Here is an 18,478-nt window from a genome sequence, read left to right as displayed (position 1 = left end):
GTTACATAAATCATGGTTGATGCGCTTAATTCAAGGGTGCGTCAACCGTGCGCTGGTCGCGCAACCACCGGCTCCGGCTCCGGCTGCGCGCGCGCGGCCATCGGAATGATCTGCGACAGGACGGCGACCGGGATCGCGCACAGCATCACCCAGATGAAGAAGTGCTGGTAGCCGAGCGCGATCTGGATGTCGCCGCTGAATAGTTTGAACAAGACAAACCCGAGCTGCATGATGCCGGTCGCGAAGGCGTAATGCGCGGTCTGATATTTGCCCGGCGCGACCACCTGCATCATGTACAGAATCAGGCCGACGAAGCCGAAGCCGTAGCCGAACATCTCGACGCTGAGCGCCGCACCGATCACCGCCAGCTCGGTCGGCTGGAAGTAGGACAGCAGGTAGAAGGCGGCGTTGGGCAGGTTGACCGCGAGGATCAGCCACAGGATGGCGCGCTTGAGGCTTAGCCACGAGGTGAAGTAGCCGCCGGCGATGCTGCCGACCAGGAAGGCCACCGTGCCCACGGTGCCGTAGACGGCGCCCACTTCGGCCGTGCTGAGGCCAAGGCCGCCGAGGTGGCGCGCCTCGCGCAGAAACAAGGGACCGATCGATTGCACCTGCGCCTCGCCGGCGCGGAACAGGATGATGAACAGGATGGAGACCCAGATGCCAGGCTTTTTAAAGAATTCGACGATCACTTCCCACAGCGTGCGGGCGATGGCGGCGGCGTTGGTGCCGGTGCTCACCGCGTTTTTCGACTGCGGCAGCGCCCAGCTGTTGTAAAGCCCGAGGCCGACCATGACCGCGGCCAGGATGAGGAAGCAGATGGTCCACGCGGGCACCACGCCGACGGTTTGCTCGAAGTGCCCGGCCAGCACCAGCAGCCCGCCGGTGGTGAGGAATTTGCCGGCGTTGAAGAAGGTGCCGGTCCAGCCGGCGTATTGCGCCTGGCCTTTTTCATCGAGGCTGGTGATATACAGGCCGTCGCAGGCGATATCGTGCGTGGCCGCCGAAATGGCCACCAGCGCAAGCATCGCCATGCACGCGGCGAACCAGAACGGCGCGTGCAGCGCCAGCGCGACGCCGCCGAGGCATACGCCGCCGAAGATCTGGAAGGTGACCACGATCAGTTTTTTGCTGCTGGCCAGCTCCAGGAAGGGACTCCACAACGGTTTGAAGACCCACGCGAAGCCGATCAACGCGGTCCAGCGATTGATTTCGCTATTGGGCATGCCCATGCTCTTTAACATCTGGTTGGCGACGATGGCCACCGCGAAGAACGGCAGGCCTTGCGCCAGATAGAGGCTGGGCACCCAGAACTTCGGGTTGCGGATGGTTTGCTTGCGGGTGTCTTCTTTGTTGTTGTCCACGTCGTCCCCGGATGATTTTTACTCGAAGCCCGGCACCGGCGCGCGGCCGGTGGCGGGCAGCTGGTCGGCCAGCCACAGGTTGACCGCGTCCAGCGCCGGCTTGGCGAAGCCGTAGGTCATCAGCGCCGGCGCCTGGATGTCGAGCGCCTGGTACGGATTCCACAGCGCCAGGTGCAGGTCCGGGCGCCAGGTGGCGCGCGCATGCTCGCCGTAGCGCAGGCGCGAGGTCGAGGCCAGCATCGTGAAGCGGCCGTCGTCGGGCAGCGCGCTCCAGTCGAAGGCGTCGGCGTCGGCGAAGGTCACCAGTTCGACGTCGTACAGGCGGCGCAGCGACGCGGCCACCGTTTCCGCCGGCACGCCGGCTTCCGAGACGCCGTCGCTGACCACGTCCTGGCGCACCACCAGGCGCACCTTTGCGCCGTTGGCCGGACGATCCGGCTGGCGGTAGGCCGTCAGCGCGCGGCACCAGCCTTCGGCCATCACGTCGCGGTCGGCCGCGTCTTCCTTGTACGAGCGCGGTTTGCATGGATAGGCCAGCGCCAGCGCCGACAGGCGGTCGAGGCGTTGCTGGACGTCTTGCGCGGTCAGCTCGCCCGAGGCCAGCGCCGCCGCGATGGAATTGAGCGTCTCGTCCTGGGTTTCCGGGGTGCCGAGCGCCATCACCATGTCGGCGCCGGCGGTGAGCGCGCGCACCGCCGCGTTGCCCACGCCATAGCGCCCGGCGATCGCGTGCATGTCCATGCCGTCGGTGATGACGATGCCCTTGTACTGCCATTCGTCGCGCAGCAGGCCGGTGAGGATGCGGCGCGACATCGTGGCCGGATTGTCCGGGTCCAGGGTCGGATAGACGATGTGCGCGGTCATCATCGCCGGGGCCGAGGCAGAGGCGATGCGGAACGGCGCCAGTTCCAGGCGGTCCAGTTCCTCCACCGGCTTGTCCACGGTCGGCAGGTCGCGGTGCGAATCGATGTTGGTGTCGCCGTGGCCGGGGAAGTGCTTGACGCAGCAGGCCACGCCTTCCGCGTGGCTGCCGGCCATCCAGGCCATCGCCAGTTCGGCGGCGCGTTGCGGCTCGGCGCCGAAGGAGCGCTCGGCGATCACCGGGTTGTGCGGGTTGTTGTTCAGGTCCAGCACCGGCGCGAAGTTCCAGTTGAAGCCCAGCGCCTTGACGGCGCGCGCCACGGCGGCGCCGGTGCGGTGGGCCAGGTCGGTGTCGTCGGCCGCGCCCAGGCCCATCGCCGCCGGCGGCGCCGGCACCCAGGTCGAGCGGACCACGGCGCCGCCTTCCTGGTCGATGGCGATCAGCGATTCCGGGCCCATGACCGCGCGCAGGTCGGCGGTCAGCTTGCCCAATTGTTCCGAGTCGGTCATGTTGCCCCGGAAAAGGCAGACGGCGCGGATGCCGTTCGCCTTCAGGAAGTCGGCGGTGGCCGCGTCCAGCACCGTGCCGGGGAAGCGGATCATGATCAGTTGGCCCGCGATTTTCCGCAACTCGTCGTGAGTCTTGTTTGTTTGGTCGGTCATTGGGGTGCTCCGGCGTGCTTAATTTGTTTTGGTGACTTTGCTCAGATGGCGCGGTGCGTCCGGGTCCATGCCGCGCGCGGCCGACAGTTTTGCCGCCATCACGTAGAAGGCCTGGATCGCCACGATCGGATCGAGGTCCGGCGTCGCCGCCACCGGCAAGGTCAGGTCACGCTCGGCCACGTCGGCCGGGGCGGCCAGCAGCACGCGCGCGCCACGCCCGCGCATCTCGCTGGCCAGTTGCAGCAGGCTTGCCTGGGTCGGGCCACGCGTGGCGAAGATCACCAGCGGGTAGCCTTCCTCGATCAGCGCCATCGGGCCGTGCTTGATCTCCGCGCCGCTGAACGCTTCCGCCTGCAGCGCCGAGGTTTCCTTGAACTTCAACGACGCTTCCAGCGCGACCGGGAAGCTGATGCCGCGACCGACCACCATGATGTTGCGGGCTGGCGCCAGCACTTCCAGCGCTGCGGACCAGTCTTCGGTGGTGGCGGCGCGCAGCGAATCGGGCAGCGCTTCGAGGCCGGCTTGCAGCTCCGGATCGTTCTGCCACGCGGCCACCAGGCGCGCGCCGGCCACCAGGCTGGTGATGAAGCTCTTGGTCGCGGCCACGCTTTGCTCTTTGCCGGCGCGCAGCGGCATCGCCCATTCGGCGGCGTGCGCCAGCGGCGAATCGATGTCGTTGACCAGCGCGATGGTGGTGGCGCCGCCGTCGCGGAAGTATTTGATCGGCTCGACCACGTCCGGGCTCTGGCCCGATTGCGAGATCGAGATCGCCAGGGTGTCGCGGGTGATCAGCGGCGATTTGTTCAACGTCACCAGCGACATCGGCAGCGACGCCACCACGCGGCCCAGGCGCGCCATGATCAGGTAGGCGGCGTAGGCGCAGGCGTGGTCCGACGAACCGCGCGCGATGGTCAGCGCGGTCGTGAACGAGGTGCTCCTCAATTTTTCGCCCAGCTCCGCGTAACGGTCGCCATCGTGGGCCAGTTGCAGGGCCACGCAATCAGCGGCGGACAAGGCTTCTTTCAACATCATTGAGGTCACAACAGTTCTCCTTCGATATAAACGGCTTTGAGGTTCAGGTCACGGTCGAGCACCACGAGGTCGGCGTAGGCGCCGGGGGCCACGCGGCCCCGCTCTTGCAGGCCGAGATAGTCGGCCGCATACGTCGAGACCCGTGCCGAGGCATCCGCCAGATCGAGGCCGAGTCCGACCAGGTTGCGCAGCGCCTGGTCCATGGTGAGGGTGCTGCCGGCAAGGGTGCCATCAGGCAGGCGCACGCCGCCCATGCACTTGTGGACGACCTGGCGGCCCAGCATATATTCGCCGTCCGGCATGCCGGTGGCGGAGGTGGAATCGGTGACGCAGTACAGGCGCGGAATGCAGCGCAGCGCGGTCTTGATGGCGCCCGGGTGCACGTGCAGCAGGTCCGGTATCAGTTCCGCGTACTGCGCGTGCGCCAGCGCCGCGCCGACCATGCCGGGCTCGCGGTGGTGCAGGCCGGTCATGGCGTTGAACAGGTGGGTGAAGCCGTGGGCGCCGTTTTCCAGCGCCGCCTTGCCGTCCTCGTAGGAGCCCAGCGTGTGGCCGATCTGCACCCGCATGCCGGCGTCCGACAATTCCTTGACCAGTTCCAGGTGGCCGTCGATTTCCGGCGCCACGGTGATCAGTTTTAAGGGCGCCAGCGTTTCGAGCCGCTCGACGTCGGCCAGCTTGGCCGAGCGCGCGTAGTTGGGCTGCGCACCGAGCTTGCCGGAGTTGATGTACGGGCCTTCGAGGTGGGCGCCGAGCACCCGCGCTTCGCCTTTGCCGCGCTGGGCGGCGGCCTTGCCGATGCCGGCCAGGGCGAGGTCGATATCCTCCGGCGGCGCCGTCATGGTGGTCGCCAGCATGCTGGTGGTGCCGTGCCGCGCGTGGATGGCGGCGATGGTGCGGACCGCGTCGCCGCCTTCCATCACGTCCCTGCCGCCGCCGCCGTGCACGTGCAGGTCGATGAAGCCGGGGATGATGTAGTCGTCGGCGTTGAGGGCCGGATCGATGCCGCCGCCGGTGATGGCGAGCACGCGCTGGTCGAATGTGACTTCGCCACGGATCCAGCCCGCCGACGTGAGGATATTACCTTTGATTGCACTGCTCATCTGCGCGACTCCGCTACGAATTCATAATAATCACTTCGGCAATACGAGTGGGTCAGTTCCACCGCTGCGCCGTTGTCGAGATAACTGACGCGGGTGATGTGCAGCATCGCGGCACCCGCAGGTATGTTGGCCAGGCGCGCCTGTTCCGCGCTGGCGTTGACGGCGCGGATATGCTGCAGCGCGCGCATCGGGATCGTGCCCTTCGATTCCAGGTAGCCGTACAGCGAATCGGTCACGCTGTGGGGGTTAGGCATGTACTGGGCCGGGATGGTGGTCGTTTCGATCGCCATCACCACATCGTCGGCGGTGCGCAATCGCTTCAGTCGCGCCACCGGCATGTTGGGCGAGAGGCCGAGCGACAGCACCTCCACCGGCGAGGCCACGCCGATGTCGCGTTGCAGCCAGCGCGAGCCGGCATTGAAACCGCGCTCGCGCAGTTCCTCGGAAAAGCTGGTCAGGCGCGACAAGGGCTGTTCCAGTTTCGGCGTGATGTAGGTGCCCGAGCCGCGTTTGCGGGTCAGCATGCCGCGCTCGCACAGCATGTCGATCGCCTTGCGGGCGGTGACGCGCGAGATATTCAGCATCTCCGACAGCACGCGCTCGGAGGGCAGCGCCTCGTTGGCGCGCCACTCGCCGTTGACGATACCGTCCGACAGCTTGTTCGCCAGCTGCATGTACAACGGCGTGTCGCTGCCGGCGTCCGGTTCGAAGTCTTTCAGCTGTTCGCTCGACTGGGCCAGCACGGGCTACTCCTTCAATCGTTGTTGGATCAGCCGCAGCGCACCGGCCGCCGAATCGCCTTGCGGCGTCACGCTGCGCGCCAGGACCGCCGCCGGCAGGTAGGGGCGCAGCGGCGCACCGAGACCGCCGCACAGCGCGATCGGCAGCGTGCCGCTTGGATCGAGCGCGTCGGCCATGCGTTCCACTTCGCGTCCCGCTTCGAGCAGGATGGCGCGCGCTGTGGGATTCGATTCGCCATGGCGCAGCACCGCGCGCGCCAACTGCGCGTATTGGGTCTGCGTGGCCTTGGCCAGCCATTGCTGGACCGACAGGCGCGTCTGCGCGAGGTCCGCGCCTTCGGCTGCGCCGCAGGCCTGCGCGACATCGGCGGCGAAGGCGTCGTCCGGCTTGCGGCCGTCGAGCACTTGCTGCAGGTGGTTGGCCGCGCGCAGTCCCATCCAGGCGCCGCTGGCCTCGTCGCCGGCCGGGAAGCCCCAGCCGCTCACTTCGACATGCGGGCCGCGGACCGGTTTGACCTCGCCGACGCTGCCGGTGCCCAGCGCGATGATGGCACCCGGCTGGCCGGCGTGGGCGCCCAGCACGGTGGTGTGGCCGTCCGACTCCAGCGCCAGGCGCGCATAGCCGGGATTGGCGGCGACGAATTCGGCGGCCCACTGGCGGTTATGCACGCCGGCCATGCCGAGGCCGATCGCGATGGACGATCTGGCCGGGAAATCCAGGCCTGCGGCGGCGAACGCTTGCGCTGAGGCGTCCTCGACGGCGGCCCAGGCGCCGGCGATGCCGTGCGACAGGGCCGAGGGGCCGCTGGTGCCGTTGGCCAGTTCGACGCCGTCGGTGCGCGCCAGGCGAACCCTGGTGCCGCTGCCGCCGCCGTCGACGCCGATTAAAAATTCGATCATGGGTATCCGAAAACGCTGTCGCTGGGAAATCCGGCCGGGCCGGGGTGGTTGAGGGCACTATATGGTTGCCCAACCAGCTTGTCAACAGGTATTTAACTGGTATTATAAAATATTGAAGTGGACTGGGGTTGTCGAGTTGGTATTTATCGGTAACTATTTGTTTTTAATGGGAATTGACGAGCCGGGGTAAGCTGGCGAGCTGGGCGGCAGTGCATGCCACTTTGGTCTGGTTTTGGTAGGGAGGATGGCGGAAGGAGTACAATTCCGCTTTGTTAAGATATTTAAAGGTAAGACAAATGACTGACTATTGGGACGACTGGCAGCGCGAAGCGTTGGCTGCGGGCGTGAAGGCGCCGTTGGCCAAGCTGGGAATGGAAGTGCTGAAGACGCACCGCAAGAATCGCTGGCCATCGCACTTTTTGGGCCGCATGGAAGACGGGCCGATGATGATTGAAATGTGCCTGGAAGAGCCGGACGAGACGGAGCTGTTGTTCGTCGAGAACCTGCATCCGTATGACGACAAGCTGATTGCCGCCACCAAGAAGCGCCTCTGCTTCGACTAAAGCCTTGGGTTAATTGTTGGCTTTGTCGCGGGTGCCGGTGCGCTCGTACGTCACCAGCCGCGATGGTTCCGCCGTTTTGCCGTTGACGTTGACCACCGCGTTGCCGGGGCCGCGCACGATGACGTCGGCTTGGCCGGTCCACAACTGGCGTGCATTCAGGTTGCCCGAGCCGCTCAGCTGCGCGGTCAGGGTCGCGGTTTTGCCGTCGAGCTTGACCTCGCCCGGGCCGTGCATGTTCAGCCGCACGCTCTTGCAGTCGGCCGTCGCCGTCAGGTCGCCCGGGCCGCCCACTTCCGCTTCCAGCGTTTCGCTGACCCTGTTCAAATGAATATTGCCCGGCCCGCGGCTGCGCGCCACCGCGCGGCCGACCTGCAGCGTTTTTGCGTCCAGGTCGCCGGGGCCGCTCACTTCCGCGCTCAGCATTGCCGTCGCCCCCGACAAGGTCATGTTGCCCGGTCCGCTGAGGATGGCGCGCACCGTTTGCGCCTGCAGGCCGCGCACCGTCAGGTCGCCCGAGCCGTGGACTTCGGCGTCGAGTTTCTTGATGTTGCCGGCGATGCAGGCGTCGCCCGGGCCGTGCAGCATGGCGCTGGCCGCTTCCGTGTTCAGTGCGCAGGCGTCGAGGTCGCCCGGGCCGGCCACCTCGGCGCGGATTTCGCGGGCGTTGCCGCGCAACGTGACCGAACCCGGCCCGTGCATCGCTGTGTTGATCTTGCCGGCGTTGATGTCGCCGATGTCGAGGTCGCCCGGCCCGTTGACCGAGATGTTCAGATCCTGCGTGACGCCGGCCGCGTTGATGTCGCCGGGACCGTTCGAGACCACGTTCAGGCTGCCCGCCTTCAAGCTGCGCAAGTCGAGGTCGCCGCTGCCGGAGGAGGTGACCGTCAGGTCCGTCACCATGCCGCTGGCGTGGATGTCGCCGGCGCCGTCCGACGTCAAACTGAGCGCCTGGCCCTGGAATTGTTGCAGATCGACGTCGCCGCTGCCGCCGCTGCGCAGGCTTTTCAGGGTGGCGGCGTTGATTCGTATCGTGACCTGCGACTTGTAGTCGCTGTTCCAGTTAAAGTTGAAGACCCAGCCGCTGCTCTTTTTGCGCGGCTGCCGCACGGTGAGCGTGTCGCCGCTGACCGTGGTTTCGATGTCGGCGAATTTCTTGCGCGGGCCGGACAGTTCGATGCCGTTGCCGGCCTGGTTGGTGACGATCACGCGGAACGGGCCGCTCAGGTTGATGCTGGTGAACGGCGCGACGGTGCGGGTCTCGGTGGCGCTGCCGTTGTCAGGCCTGCTGTCAGCCTTGCTGTCAGCCTTGCTCTCGGACTTGCTATCGGCCTGGGCGTAGCCGCCAGCGATGGCGGCCGCCAGGATGGTGCAGGCCAGCGCCTGGTGTTTGATCGTCTGCGTCATTTTTATCTCGATGGTGGAAGTGGCGAGGAATGAACGATATGACAAAAGCAAGCATGCGGCGCGCGGAATGGGACGGATGCGCGGAATAATGGGATCAACGGCAAAAAAGCGGCGCTGAACTGCGATTCAACTTGCCGTCGCGGGCGCCGATAATGTCATAATCGGGTTATTGATGCTCGAGCGGGGAAAAGGAAGCGGGGGCGCATATGATTAAATACATGGGGACAAAAAACACGGACGACGGTTCGGTGCTATATGTGTTCTTAATCAATGGCTTACAGAAGGAAATCCGGGAGGCGGCCTTGAAGCAGTACCCGGGATGCTACGAGGCGTTGCCGGCCACCGCCAAGGCGCGTATCAGCGCCAACCGCTCCTGGTTATCGAAACTTTAATGATGATGTTTTCTTCACTGCCGCGCCGCGCCGGGGTTTGCGCGCTGGCGGCATCCGCCATGCTGGTTTCCGGCGCCGCCCTGGCGCAAGCGGTGCCCACCACCTTCGGCACCGTCATCGGCAATGGCCTGCTGTGCCGCGACCAGACCGCCAATTTCTATTACTACGATTACCTGCTCAAGGCCTTCGGCCCGGCCTACAAGCACGACGGCGGCGCCTTCTGGTTCAAGACCGAGGGCGCCAACCTGTGGGGCACGCCGGTCTCCGAGGTGATGGTTAGCGACGATACCAGCACCTATATCTTCGTCGGCGCCGTGGCCGAGGCCACGCCCGAGGAGCTGGAGAAGGCGATCATCGCCCAGGTCGGCTTGCATTATGCGAGAATCGACACGTCGGCCTTTCCGGTGCGCGAGGCCAAGCCGGCCAGCCGCATCGTTTATTTCGATACCAAATCCAAGATTTACTGCGCGAAGTACAAGCCCTTGCCGCCGGTGCAGCCGCCTGCCGTGCGCCAGCGGCTAAAATAGGGCACGCGCACTCCCAAGGTCTTCATGTACACCCACTTTTTTAATCTGAAGCAATCGCCGTTTTCCATCGCGCCCGATCCGCGCTACCTGTTCATGAGCGAGCGCCACCGCGAGGCGCTGGCCCATCTGCTGTACGGCATCGGCAGCGGCGGCGGGTTCGTGCTGCTGACGGGGGAGATCGGCGCCGGCAAGACCACCGTGTGCCGCTGCTTCATGGAGCAGATCCCCGAGAACTGCAAGCTGGGCTATATCTTCAATCCGAAGCTGTCGGTGGAGGAGTTGCTGCTGTCTATCTGCGACGAGTTCGGCATCGAGCTGCCGCCGCAGGGTGGCGGCGCCGTCAGCGTCAAGGGCTATGTCGACGCGATCAACGCCTATTTGCTGGCCAGCCACGCGCAGGCCAAGAATAATGTACTGATCATCGACGAGGCGCAGAACCTGTCGGCCGAGGTGCTCGAGCAGCTGCGCTTGCTGACCAACCTGGAAACGAGCGAGCGCAAGCTGCTGCAAATCATCCTGATCGGCCAGCCCGAGCTGCGCACGATGCTGGCGCGGCCGGAGCTGGAGCAGTTGGCGCAGCGCGTCATCGCCCGCTATCACCTGGGCTCGCTGACCGAGGCCGAAACCGGCGCCTATATCGAGCATCGCCTGGCGGTGGCGGGCGCGTCGGCGATCGCGCCGTTTCCGCGTCGGTTGATGGGACTGGTGCACACCTTGGCGAAGGGCGTGCCGCGACGTATCAATCTGCTGTGCGACCGCGCGCTGCTGGGCGCGTATGTGGAGAACCAGCCGCAGGTGACGCGGGTCATTTTGCGGCGCGCCGCGTCGGAAGTGTTTTCCGGGCAGGAAGTGGCTCCGGGGCAGGGTGCTTTGCTGGCCTCGGGTTCGCGTTGGCCGCTGGTGGCCGCCGGCGCGCTCGGCGGCGTGATCATCAGCGCGGTGCTGTGGCAGTTGGCGGCGCATGATGCCAAGCCGGGCATGCAGAGTGCACAGGCGGCTTCTGCACCTCCGGCAGCCGCCAGGGCCGCTGTGGCCGCGCCGAAGACGGTGCCGGCGGCCGGCATGCCGGCGCCCGCGCCCGCGATGGCTCCGGCGGCCCCGGCCGCAGCGGTTGCAGCGGCGGGGGATGGCGGCGGCAAGGCGGCGGCGTTGCGCCAGCTGGCCGGCATGTGGGGGCTGGCGCTGGTCGACGGCGATCCTTGTCCGACGGCGGCGCGGCTGAATCTGCGTTGCCTGCAAACCAAAGGTGTCATCGAGGATCTGCGCCTGCTGGACCGTCCGGCGGTGCTGACCTTGCGCGACGATCCCGTCGCGCCCAACTACGTGCTGCTGACCGCGCTGGACAAACGCAACGCGATCATCACGCCACCCGGCGGCGCGCCGCAGACGATCAGCCTGGATGCGCTGGCCGCGCGCTTCGGCGGCGAGTTCACCACCTTCTGGCGCGCGCCGCGCAGTTGGCGCGACGAGGTGTCCGTCGGCGATCACGGTCCCGATGTGGACTGGCTCGCCAAGCGCTTGTCGCAGCTGTACGAGCTGAAAAAGCCGCAGGAAAATCAGCCGCTGGACGCGGCATTGCGCAGCCGCCTGACCGAGTTCCAGACCGAGCAGCATCTCAAGGCGGACGGCGTGGCCGGTCCGAAAACTTTCATCCGACTGTATCAGTTGGGCGGCGTACAGGAGCCACGTTTGCTGGCCCGTGCCGGCAAGGCCGACGTCGTGGCAGGGAAATAATATGTCCTATATTTTGGAAGCGCTGAAAAAAGCGCAGGCGGAGCGTCAACTCGGCAACTCGCCGACCCTGCACGCGCCGACGCTGCAATCGATGGACCGCTCGTCGGCGGCCGCGCGTCTTAAAAAGCCGTTGCTGCTGGTGATAGTGGCCATGAGCGTTGTGATTGCCGCGTTGTTGTTCATTGTCTTGAAACCGGCCGCCGCGCCAGCCGACGCTCCGGCGGCTCCGGTCTTCGCCACGCAAACTCCGGTCCAGGTTGTCGCCGACAATTCCGCGCCATTGCCGGCGCCCGTCGCCGCGCTGCCACCGCCTGTCGCCACCCTGACGCCGGCGCCGCGCAAGCACGCGGATCCGCAGACGATGCCCGCCGCGCCTGCGCCAGCCGCCAACGCCAACCCCTCGGCCGCGCCGCCCGCTCCGTCCAAGCCGGCCGTCGCGTTCGAGGAGCCCGTCCAGAATCTGCGCGATCTCCCCGAACCCATCCAGCGCTCGATTCCACAGGTCGCCGTCGGCGGTTACATCTATTCCAAGAACCCGTCCGATCGCCTGCTGCTGATCGACAAGGTGCTGCGCCGCGAGGGTGATGAGGTCGCCCCCGGCTTGAAACTGGAAAAGCTGAATCCCAAGGAAGCCGTGTTCAATTTCAAAGGCTATCGCTACCGCGTTCCGTATTGATCTGTCATCAACTTGTCACTTCGTAGTGATATTTTCTTATCATTGAAAACAATGCATGGGGAATATCATGAAACATCTCAAACTGTTGCCTTTCCTGATAGCCGCCGCCTTCGCCATGCCACGCGCCCAGGCGGCGGAAATCGATACCCAGCCCGAACCGCTGGGCTACGGCGCCGGGCTGATATGCCTGGGCCTGGTCCTGCTGGCCAACGGCCATTCGCGCAACGACGTCTTCAACCAGAAGAGCGACAATTAACACCTGGCCGAAAGCCTCGCTACGTCCTTAAATGTTGCTGCGTATAATGGCGGTAACAGCTTGGGGTAGAGAGAGGTCGATCAATGCAGCACGAGAGTTCCGCGCATCTGCGCAATGTTCTGGGCGTCGTCGGGACGTCCGGCAGCGGTAAGACCACGTTGCTGGAATTCCTGATCGCCCGGCTGGCGGCGCAGGGGCTGAAGGTCAATGTGATCAAGCACAGCCACCATGACCTGGAACTGGAGCCGCCGCGGAAGGACAGCGCCCGCCTGCGCATGGCCGGCGCCGCCGAAGTCATGGTGGCGTCGCCGTTCCGCGTGGCGATCATCCGCGAACTGCGCGGCGCGCCCGAACCGACCTTGCAGGAACAGCTGGACCGCCTGTCGCCGGCCGACCTGACGCTGCTCGAAGGGTTCAAGACTTATCCGATCGACAAGCTGGAAGTCTACCGTGCCGAGCAGGGCCGCGCGCCGCTGTATCCGCTCGATCCGCATGTCCTCGCGGTTGCCTCGGACTTGCCCCGGCCCGCCGATTTGTTGCCCGGCACCGTATGGCTGGACCTGAACGCGCCCGCCGAGGTGTTGGCCTGGCTGCTGGCCCACGTCGAGAAAAAACGTCAAAATAAATCGACGGAAGGCTAAAGTTCTTTTCGAATCGTCCGTAAAACAAGGGATACCCCTTAAAGGAGGATGATATGGACGTTTCAAGTATTGCTCAAGCCGCAACCTCGATCGCGGACACCGGCACCAAGCAGGCAGTCGGCGTTGCTGTGCTGAAAAAGGCCCAGGATATCCAGGCTTCCAGCGCGCAAGCATTGATTGAAGCCATTCCTCCGGTGCCGTCGGCGCCGAGATTGCCTTCCAACCTGGGTAACACCATCAATACAACCGCCTGAGCGGCGGTTGTGCCTCTCCTCGATTTGAATCCGGTCAACAGAAACAAGCGTATAGACGTTATTGCTGGTACGCTGCGATTCTGAATTTAACCATCCATTCGAGGAGACTTACCATGAACAAACGTCAAGCCCTGATCGCCGCCGCCCTGGCCACCGTCTGCGTCACGGCCGCCGCCGTCGACCAAGATACGCCGAAAGAGAAGTGCTTCGGCATCGCCAAGGCCGGTCAAAACGATTGCGCCGCCGCCAATGGCACGCACTCGTGCGCCGGCCAGTCCAAGGTCGACAACGCGGCGACCGAGTGGAAATACGTGGCAAAAGGCACCTGCGAAAAAGCCGGCGGCAAAACCACGCCACCAGCCAAGTAATCGCGGCGGGACGCGCATAGCAATCGTGGCAAACAGCGGAGCCATGCCGCCGCCACGCCTGCCGGAGCCGAAGCCTGGCGTCGGCGTCGGCTTGCGGGCGCCGCACTATCGCCAGTTTCTCGAGCAGCGGCCGCGCGCCGCCTGGCTCGAGGTCCATACTGAAAATTACCTCGATCAAGCCGGCTGGGATAACCACGTGCTGGAGCAACTGCGGCGCGATTATCCGATCAGCCTGCACGGCGTCGGCCTGGGACTGGGCTCGGCGCGCGGCTTTTCAGACCATCATCTGGAGGGCGTGCGCAGCCTGGTGGAACGGGTCGAACCGGTGCTGGTGTCCGAACACCTGTGCTGGGGCGCCGTCGGCGACCGCCATCTCAACGATCTCTTGCCGCTGATGCTGGACCATGCCGCGCTCGACCTGCTGAGCGCGCGCGTGAGCCGCGTGCAGGACACGCTCAAACGCCAGCTGCTGCTGGAAAACGTTTCTACCTACGTACGGTTTCGCCGCGATGCGATGAGCGAGGCGGAGTTCATGGCGGCGCTGGCCGCGCGCACCGGATGCGGCCTGCTGCTCGATATCAACAACCTCTACGTCAATCAGTGCAACCACGGCGAGGACGCGCTGGCCGCCATGGCCGCGATCGCGCCCGGCACCGTCGGCGAAATGCATCTGGCCGGCCACCTGGTGACGCCCGGGGCAGTCATCGATCACCATGGTGCGGAGGTGGCCGACCCCGTCTGGCGGCTGTACGAGGCGGCGCTGGAACGCTTCGGCGCCGTGCCGACGCTGATCGAGTGGGATACCGATATCCCGCCTGTCGAGGTGCTGCTGGAAGAGGCCGCCAAGGCCGAGGCGCTGCACCGCCGCTATGTCGCCAGGCCTGCGGCGCCGTCGCGCGTGGCGGCGCCGGGCGCTGCGGAGGCGGATGCCCCCGAACTTGCCGCGAGCCAGCAGCAGTTCGCCGCTGCGCTGCTCGACTCCGCCCAGGCGCCGCACGCGTTATGGCAATTCAAGGGCGGCGACAACGCGCACCGCTTCGCGCTCTATCGCGGCAACCTGAGCGCGACCTGGGACAAGACCTTGTCGTCCGCGTATCCGGTGGTGCGGATGCTGGTGGGGGAGGAGTTCTTTAGCGGCCTGAGCAAGGCCTATGGACGTGCCCATCCGTCCACCAGCGGCGACCTCAACCGTTTTGGCGCCGACTTCGACACGTTCCTGCGCCACTTTCCGCATGTGGCCGACTATCCCTACCTGCCCGACATGGCGGCGCTGGAGTGGGCGCTGCACCGCGCGCACTACGCGCCGGCGGCCCGGGGCGTCACCGCGCAGCGGCTGGCCGCCTTGTCGCCCGAACAAATGGAGACGGCGCGGATGACATTGCATCCGGCCTGCCGGCTGGTGTCGTCGGAGTGGGCCGTGATTCCGCTGTGGCAGGCGCACCAGCCAGACAGCGGGATCGGTTTCCCCGAACAAATGGCGGCGCCAAGTCATGGCGTGGTCGCGCGTCCGGCCTGGAAAACACAGGTGGTTCCGCTCGGCGGCGCCGGTCACGCCGCGCTGCGGGCACTGGGGGAGGGGAGGGATTTCGGCGCCGCGCTGGACGCCGCGTTCGACATCGACGAAGCCTTCGACGTGGCCGGCAATCTACAACTATGGCTGGCGCACGCGCTGATCGTCGAAATAGAGGGATAGAGGGGTGGCCGAATTTGCCTGAGCAATATCAGTTGCCGGGCTTGAACGCGCGCAGCAGCTTGGCTTCGCCCGTCAAATCGCGGTGCAGTTTGTTGGCCGCGGCGGTCAGCTCGATCATGCGGCCGATCTGGACGTCTTCGAACCTGGCCAGTTCCTCGGTCGCGGTCAACAACGCCTGCGCCAGCTTGGCGCGGGCGCCCTGGTACAGCGAACCGTGGTATTGATTCGTGTTCTTGAGCAGCTCCTCGGCGTTTTCTATCACCTGGCGCAGATCGTCGAGCAGTTTTTCCTGAGTTGGGCTATGTGGTTCAGGACCGTCCATGACGTCCCCCATGATCGAAAAGAAACTAGTTGAAAAAGCCGGGTGGCAAGCAATCCCAATATAACTACGATATCGCCAGTCGGTTTGCGCGTAATCAAACACGCTCACCCCCGTCTGCAGCGTTTTCTCGGCTGCGCTTACAGATTAGTACGTTATTGCTTAAAAGCAAGAGGAAATTACACCGCGTCAATGCTGATGTTGACGTCGCCGACGCTGACCCGCTGGCCGGCGCGGATTTTGGCGGTCTTGCGCAACTCTTGCTTGCCATCGACTTTGACCGCGCCGCTGGCCACCATCATCTTGCCGGCGCCGCCGCTGTCACACAATCCGACCAGCTTCAAGAGCTGGTTCAGTTCCACAAATTCACCGTTCAATTCAAAGCTTACTTTTTGCATTTTATCCTCTGTTGCCATGATATAAACCCGGCGCCGACGTCACTTCAGATAGTGTAGCGGCATTCCGACAGCCGCGCAGTTTACCCCAACGAATCGGGTTGTCACCCCGAAAAAAAATGTTATCCTGAAGTGACTGCCGAATATTTGAGCAGTGCGATGTGTCTTACGGATGTCTTACCGAGCAGCATCATGAATAAGCTTTCCCTGACCATGCTGGTAATCGTCTCCCCGCTCTCGACAGCGGCTGGCGCGGCTGCATCCGATCCTTTTACGCAGCAGCAAGCCACTCCGGCGTTCGAAGCGCGCGCCAATTCCACGCTGCTGTTCGACGCCGCCGACCGGCAGTCGGCAATGATCGACCAATTGCAGACCGATGGCGCGCGCCGTTATGCCGCGTTCGCTGGTGCGCCGCGCCTGCACTTTGGCGCCTTGCCGGAGAACCTGTCCCTGCTCGATCCGCTCGGTCCGATGTTGAACGAGCGCAGCCGGCGCTACCTGAGCAGCGCCGAGTTCGAAAAGAAGACCGGGCGCGCGGTCGGCATCGTGACCTTCGGCTTGCTGCGCGAGACCGGCTCGACACTGGGCGGTGGCCAGCCGGGCACGTCATGGGGCATGAACAGCCGTCCCACCACCAAATTCACATCCTTGTCGCTCGGGTACGCGCTGACGCCGCGCAGCTCGGTCATGGCGATGGCCTCGTATGGCAAAACCGAAGGATTTGGCGCGCCGGATAGTTTGATGGCGCAGGTATCGTCGGTACGGACGATGGCGTACAGCGTCGGCGTGGCGACAAGGCAGATTTTTTCGTCCCGGGACCGCTTGGCGGTGACCGTGTCGGTGCCTGCCAAGGTGCGCACCGGTTCGATGCAGAACGCCGACGGCGACACCCGCGTCAGCTACGCCGGCGCACAGGAGTTCGGCGCGCCGACCCTGAATATGCGGCCCACCGCCACCGAGCGGGATCTGGAGTTCGGCTACACCACCATGGTCGGCAAGGCCGGCAAGATGGGCAAGCTGACCGGCGCGGTGATGCTGCGCGTGAATCCAGGGCACGATGCGAACGCCGCGCCGGATGTGTTGACCGGCGTGCGCTACTCGTACGGTTTCTGATCAGGCCGCTAGCGGAGCTTGGCGGATTACGCTGCGCTCATCCGCCCTGCGTGTATCCGTGGATTTTGACTAGCCCTTGGCGTTCGGACGCGTCATGTCCAGCGGTACGATCCACTCGTCGAATTGCTCGGCCGTCACGTAACCCAGCGCCAGCGACGCTTCCTTCAACGTGGTCCCTTCATGCTGCGCCTTTTTGGCGATCGACGCCGCCTTGTCGTAGCCGATGTGCGGCGCCAGCGCCGTCACCAGCATCAGCGAACGCTCCATCAGTTCGGCGATGCGGCCGCGATTCGGCTCTATCCCATGGACGCAATGTTCCTCGAAGCTGCGCATGCCGTCGGCCAGCAGGCGCGCGCTTTGCAGGAAGTTGTGCGCGATCAGCGGCTTGTAGACGTTCAGCTCGAAATTGCCCGAAGCGCCGCCCATCGTGATGGCGACATCGTTGCCGAACACCTGGCAGCACAGCATGGTGACCGCCTCGCACTGGGTCGGGTTGACCTTGCCCGGCATGATAGAGCTGCCCGGCTCGTTCTCGGGGATGGTGATCTCGCCCAGGCCCGAGCGCGGACCGGAGGCCATCCAGCGCACGTCGTTGGCGATCTTCATCAGCGCGGCCGCCAGGGTTTTGAGCGCGCCATGCGCCGACAGCAGCGCGTCGTGCCCGGCCAGGGCGGCGAACTTGTTGTCGGCGGTGCGGAACGGCAGCGACAAGGTATGTTCGAGCTCGGCGGCGATGCGCACCGCGTATTCCGGATGCGCGTTGAGGCCGGTGCCGACCGCCGTGCCGCCGGCGGCCAGCCGCAGCACGCCGGGCAGCGCGGCGCTGATCGCGTGTTCGGCGAAATCCAGGTGGGCGACGTAGCCGGAGAATTCCTGGCCCAGGGTCAGCGGCGTGGCGTCCTGCAGGTGGGTACGGCCGATCTTGACGATGTCGGCGAAGGCCTCGGACTTGGCGTGCAGGCTGTCGCGCAGCTGGCGCAGCGACGGCAGCACCGTGTTGGCCAGCGCCTGCGCGGCGGCCACGTGGATCGCGGTCGGGAAGATATCGTTCGACGATTGGCCCTTGTTGACGTCGTCGTTCGGGTGCAGCTTGCGGCTCTCGCCGCGCACGCCGCCCATCAGCTCGGAGCCGCGATTGGCCAGCACTTCGTTCATGTTCATGTTGGACTGGGTGCCGGAGCCGGTCTGCCACACCGCCAGCGGAAACTCGCCGGTGTGCTTGTCGGCCAACACCTCGTCGGCGGCCTGGGTGATGGCGATCGCTTTTGCGCCGTCCAGCAGGCCCAGGTCCAGGTTGACGCGGGCGGCGGCGCGCTTGACGCTGGCCAGCGCGTGGATCAGTTCCGGCGGCATGCGCTCGGTGGAGATATGGAAGTGTTCCAGCGAGCGCTGGGTCTGCGCGCCCCACAGCTTATCGTCGGGGACATCGATCGGGCCAAAACTGTCACGTTCGCTTCTGTTGCTCATAATTCATCCTTGT

The 18,478-nt window shown here is 65.1% G+C and carries 21 protein-coding genes; 11 read left to right on the top strand and 10 right to left on the bottom strand.

All coding sequences use genetic code 11. The annotated features are described in order from the left end of the window. Positions 1-41: 41 nt before the first annotated feature. The 6 genes from NHH73_24300 to NHH73_24275 form a co-directional block, all read right to left on the bottom strand. On the bottom strand, positions 42-1,364 hold the full coding sequence (locus NHH73_24300) for an MFS transporter (GenBank protein USX25664.1): 1,323 nt from the start codon (positions 1,362-1,364) through the stop codon (positions 42-44). Positions 1,365-1,382: 18 nt separating this feature from the next. Beyond that, complete coding sequence (gene nagZ, locus NHH73_24295; GenBank protein ID USX25663.1) at positions 1,383-2,888, bottom strand: beta-N-acetylhexosaminidase; 1,506 nt, start codon at positions 2,886-2,888, stop codon at positions 1,383-1,385. An 18-nt stretch (positions 2,889-2,906) separates the two neighbouring features. Beyond that, entirely contained in the window at positions 2,907-3,920 is a 1,014-nt protein-coding gene (locus NHH73_24290; protein USX29697.1) for an SIS domain-containing protein, read from the bottom strand. A gap of 5 nt (positions 3,921-3,925) precedes the next feature. Next, complete coding sequence (gene nagA / locus NHH73_24285; protein USX25662.1) at positions 3,926-5,023, bottom strand: N-acetylglucosamine-6-phosphate deacetylase; 1,098 nt, start codon at positions 5,021-5,023, stop codon at positions 3,926-3,928. Next, positions 5,020-5,697 (bottom strand): GntR family transcriptional regulator, encoded by a 678-nt coding sequence (locus tag NHH73_24280; GenBank protein ID USX29696.1) that lies wholly within the window; start codon positions 5,695-5,697, stop codon positions 5,020-5,022. The genes nagA and NHH73_24280 overlap by 4 nt, the downstream gene beginning before the upstream one ends. A 72-nt stretch (positions 5,698-5,769) precedes the next feature. Further along, a complete protein-coding gene (locus NHH73_24275) occupies positions 5,770-6,663 on the bottom strand; it encodes an ATPase (GenBank protein USX25661.1) in 894 nt (297 codons plus the stop codon). A 296-nt stretch (positions 6,664-6,959) separates the two neighbouring features. On the opposite strand from NHH73_24275, the gene NHH73_24270 reads away from it, so the two are divergent. Beyond that, entirely contained in the window at positions 6,960-7,226 is a 267-nt protein-coding gene (locus tag NHH73_24270; protein ID USX25660.1) for a hypothetical protein, read from the top strand. Between the two features lie 9 nt (positions 7,227-7,235). Here NHH73_24270 and NHH73_24265 read toward each other — a convergent pair whose 3' ends face one another. Then, entirely contained in the window at positions 7,236-8,630 is a 1,395-nt protein-coding gene (locus NHH73_24265; GenBank protein USX25659.1) for a DUF2807 domain-containing protein, read from the bottom strand. Positions 8,631-8,836: 206 nt separating this feature from the next. Between NHH73_24265 and NHH73_24260 the strand changes: the two genes are divergently transcribed. The 9 genes from NHH73_24260 (at position 8,837) to NHH73_24220 (ending at position 15,171) form a co-directional block, all read left to right on the top strand. Further along, positions 8,837-9,022, top strand: coding sequence for a hypothetical protein (locus tag NHH73_24260; GenBank protein ID USX25658.1), 186 nt, complete (start codon positions 8,837-8,839; stop codon positions 9,020-9,022). 2 nt (positions 9,023-9,024) lie between these two features. Beyond that, a complete protein-coding gene (locus NHH73_24255; protein USX29695.1) occupies positions 9,025-9,549 on the top strand; it encodes a hypothetical protein in 525 nt (174 codons plus the stop codon). Positions 9,550-9,573: 24 nt separating this feature from the next. After that, complete coding sequence (locus tag NHH73_24250; protein ID USX25657.1) at positions 9,574-11,283, top strand: AAA family ATPase; 1,710 nt, start codon at positions 9,574-9,576, stop codon at positions 11,281-11,283. A 1-nt stretch (position 11,284) separates the two neighbouring features. Then, positions 11,285-11,959 (top strand): general secretion pathway protein GspB, encoded by a 675-nt coding sequence (locus tag NHH73_24245; protein USX25656.1) that lies wholly within the window; start codon positions 11,285-11,287, stop codon positions 11,957-11,959. Positions 11,960-12,026: 67 nt separating this feature from the next. Beyond that, the gene (locus NHH73_24240) at positions 12,027-12,215 is read left to right on the top strand and encodes a hypothetical protein (protein USX25655.1); all 189 of its coding nucleotides are present in this window, start codon (positions 12,027-12,029) and stop codon (positions 12,213-12,215) included. An 83-nt stretch (positions 12,216-12,298) separates the two neighbouring features. Next, positions 12,299-12,856: a molybdopterin-guanine dinucleotide biosynthesis protein B gene (gene mobB / locus NHH73_24235; protein ID USX25654.1), complete on the top strand. Its 558-nt coding sequence runs from the start codon at positions 12,299-12,301 to the stop codon at positions 12,854-12,856. A gap of 53 nt (positions 12,857-12,909) precedes the next feature. After that, positions 12,910-13,110: a YjfB family protein gene (locus NHH73_24230; GenBank protein ID USX25653.1), complete on the top strand. Its 201-nt coding sequence runs from the start codon at positions 12,910-12,912 to the stop codon at positions 13,108-13,110. Positions 13,111-13,223: 113 nt separating this feature from the next. Further along, a complete protein-coding gene (locus NHH73_24225; protein ID USX25652.1) occupies positions 13,224-13,478 on the top strand; it encodes a DUF2282 domain-containing protein in 255 nt (84 codons plus the stop codon). 43 nt (positions 13,479-13,521) lie between these two features. Beyond that, on the top strand, positions 13,522-15,171 hold the full coding sequence (locus tag NHH73_24220) for a DUF692 family protein (protein USX29694.1): 1,650 nt from the start codon (positions 13,522-13,524) through the stop codon (positions 15,169-15,171). A 28-nt stretch (positions 15,172-15,199) separates the two neighbouring features. Here NHH73_24220 and NHH73_24215 read toward each other — a convergent pair whose 3' ends face one another. Next, positions 15,200-15,493 carry a DUF883 domain-containing protein gene (locus NHH73_24215; protein ID USX25651.1) on the bottom strand — a complete coding sequence of 98 codons (294 nt, stop codon included), beginning with the start codon at positions 15,491-15,493 and terminating at the stop codon, positions 15,200-15,202. Between the two features lie 176 nt (positions 15,494-15,669). After that, on the bottom strand, positions 15,670-15,888 hold the full coding sequence (locus NHH73_24210; GenBank protein ID USX25650.1) for an RNA-binding S4 domain-containing protein: 219 nt from the start codon (positions 15,886-15,888) through the stop codon (positions 15,670-15,672). Positions 15,889-16,077: 189 nt separating this feature from the next. Between NHH73_24210 and NHH73_24205 the strand changes: the two genes are divergently transcribed. Next, positions 16,078-16,998: a hypothetical protein gene (locus NHH73_24205; GenBank protein ID USX25649.1), complete on the top strand. Its 921-nt coding sequence runs from the start codon at positions 16,078-16,080 to the stop codon at positions 16,996-16,998. A 69-nt stretch (positions 16,999-17,067) separates the two neighbouring features. Here the strand turns inward: NHH73_24205 and fumC are convergent, their stop codons facing one another. Beyond that, positions 17,068-18,465, bottom strand: coding sequence for a class II fumarate hydratase (gene fumC / locus NHH73_24200; GenBank protein USX25648.1), 1,398 nt, complete (start codon positions 18,463-18,465; stop codon positions 17,068-17,070). Between the last annotated feature and the right edge of the window lie 13 nt (positions 18,466-18,478).

It is taken from the genome of Oxalobacteraceae bacterium OTU3CINTB1, from assembly GCA_024123955.1.
Lineage (GTDB): Bacteria > Pseudomonadota > Gammaproteobacteria > Burkholderiales > Burkholderiaceae_D > Rugamonas.
Note: the sequence above shows the minus strand (reverse complement) of the source record. Positions and strands in the feature narration are given on the sequence as shown.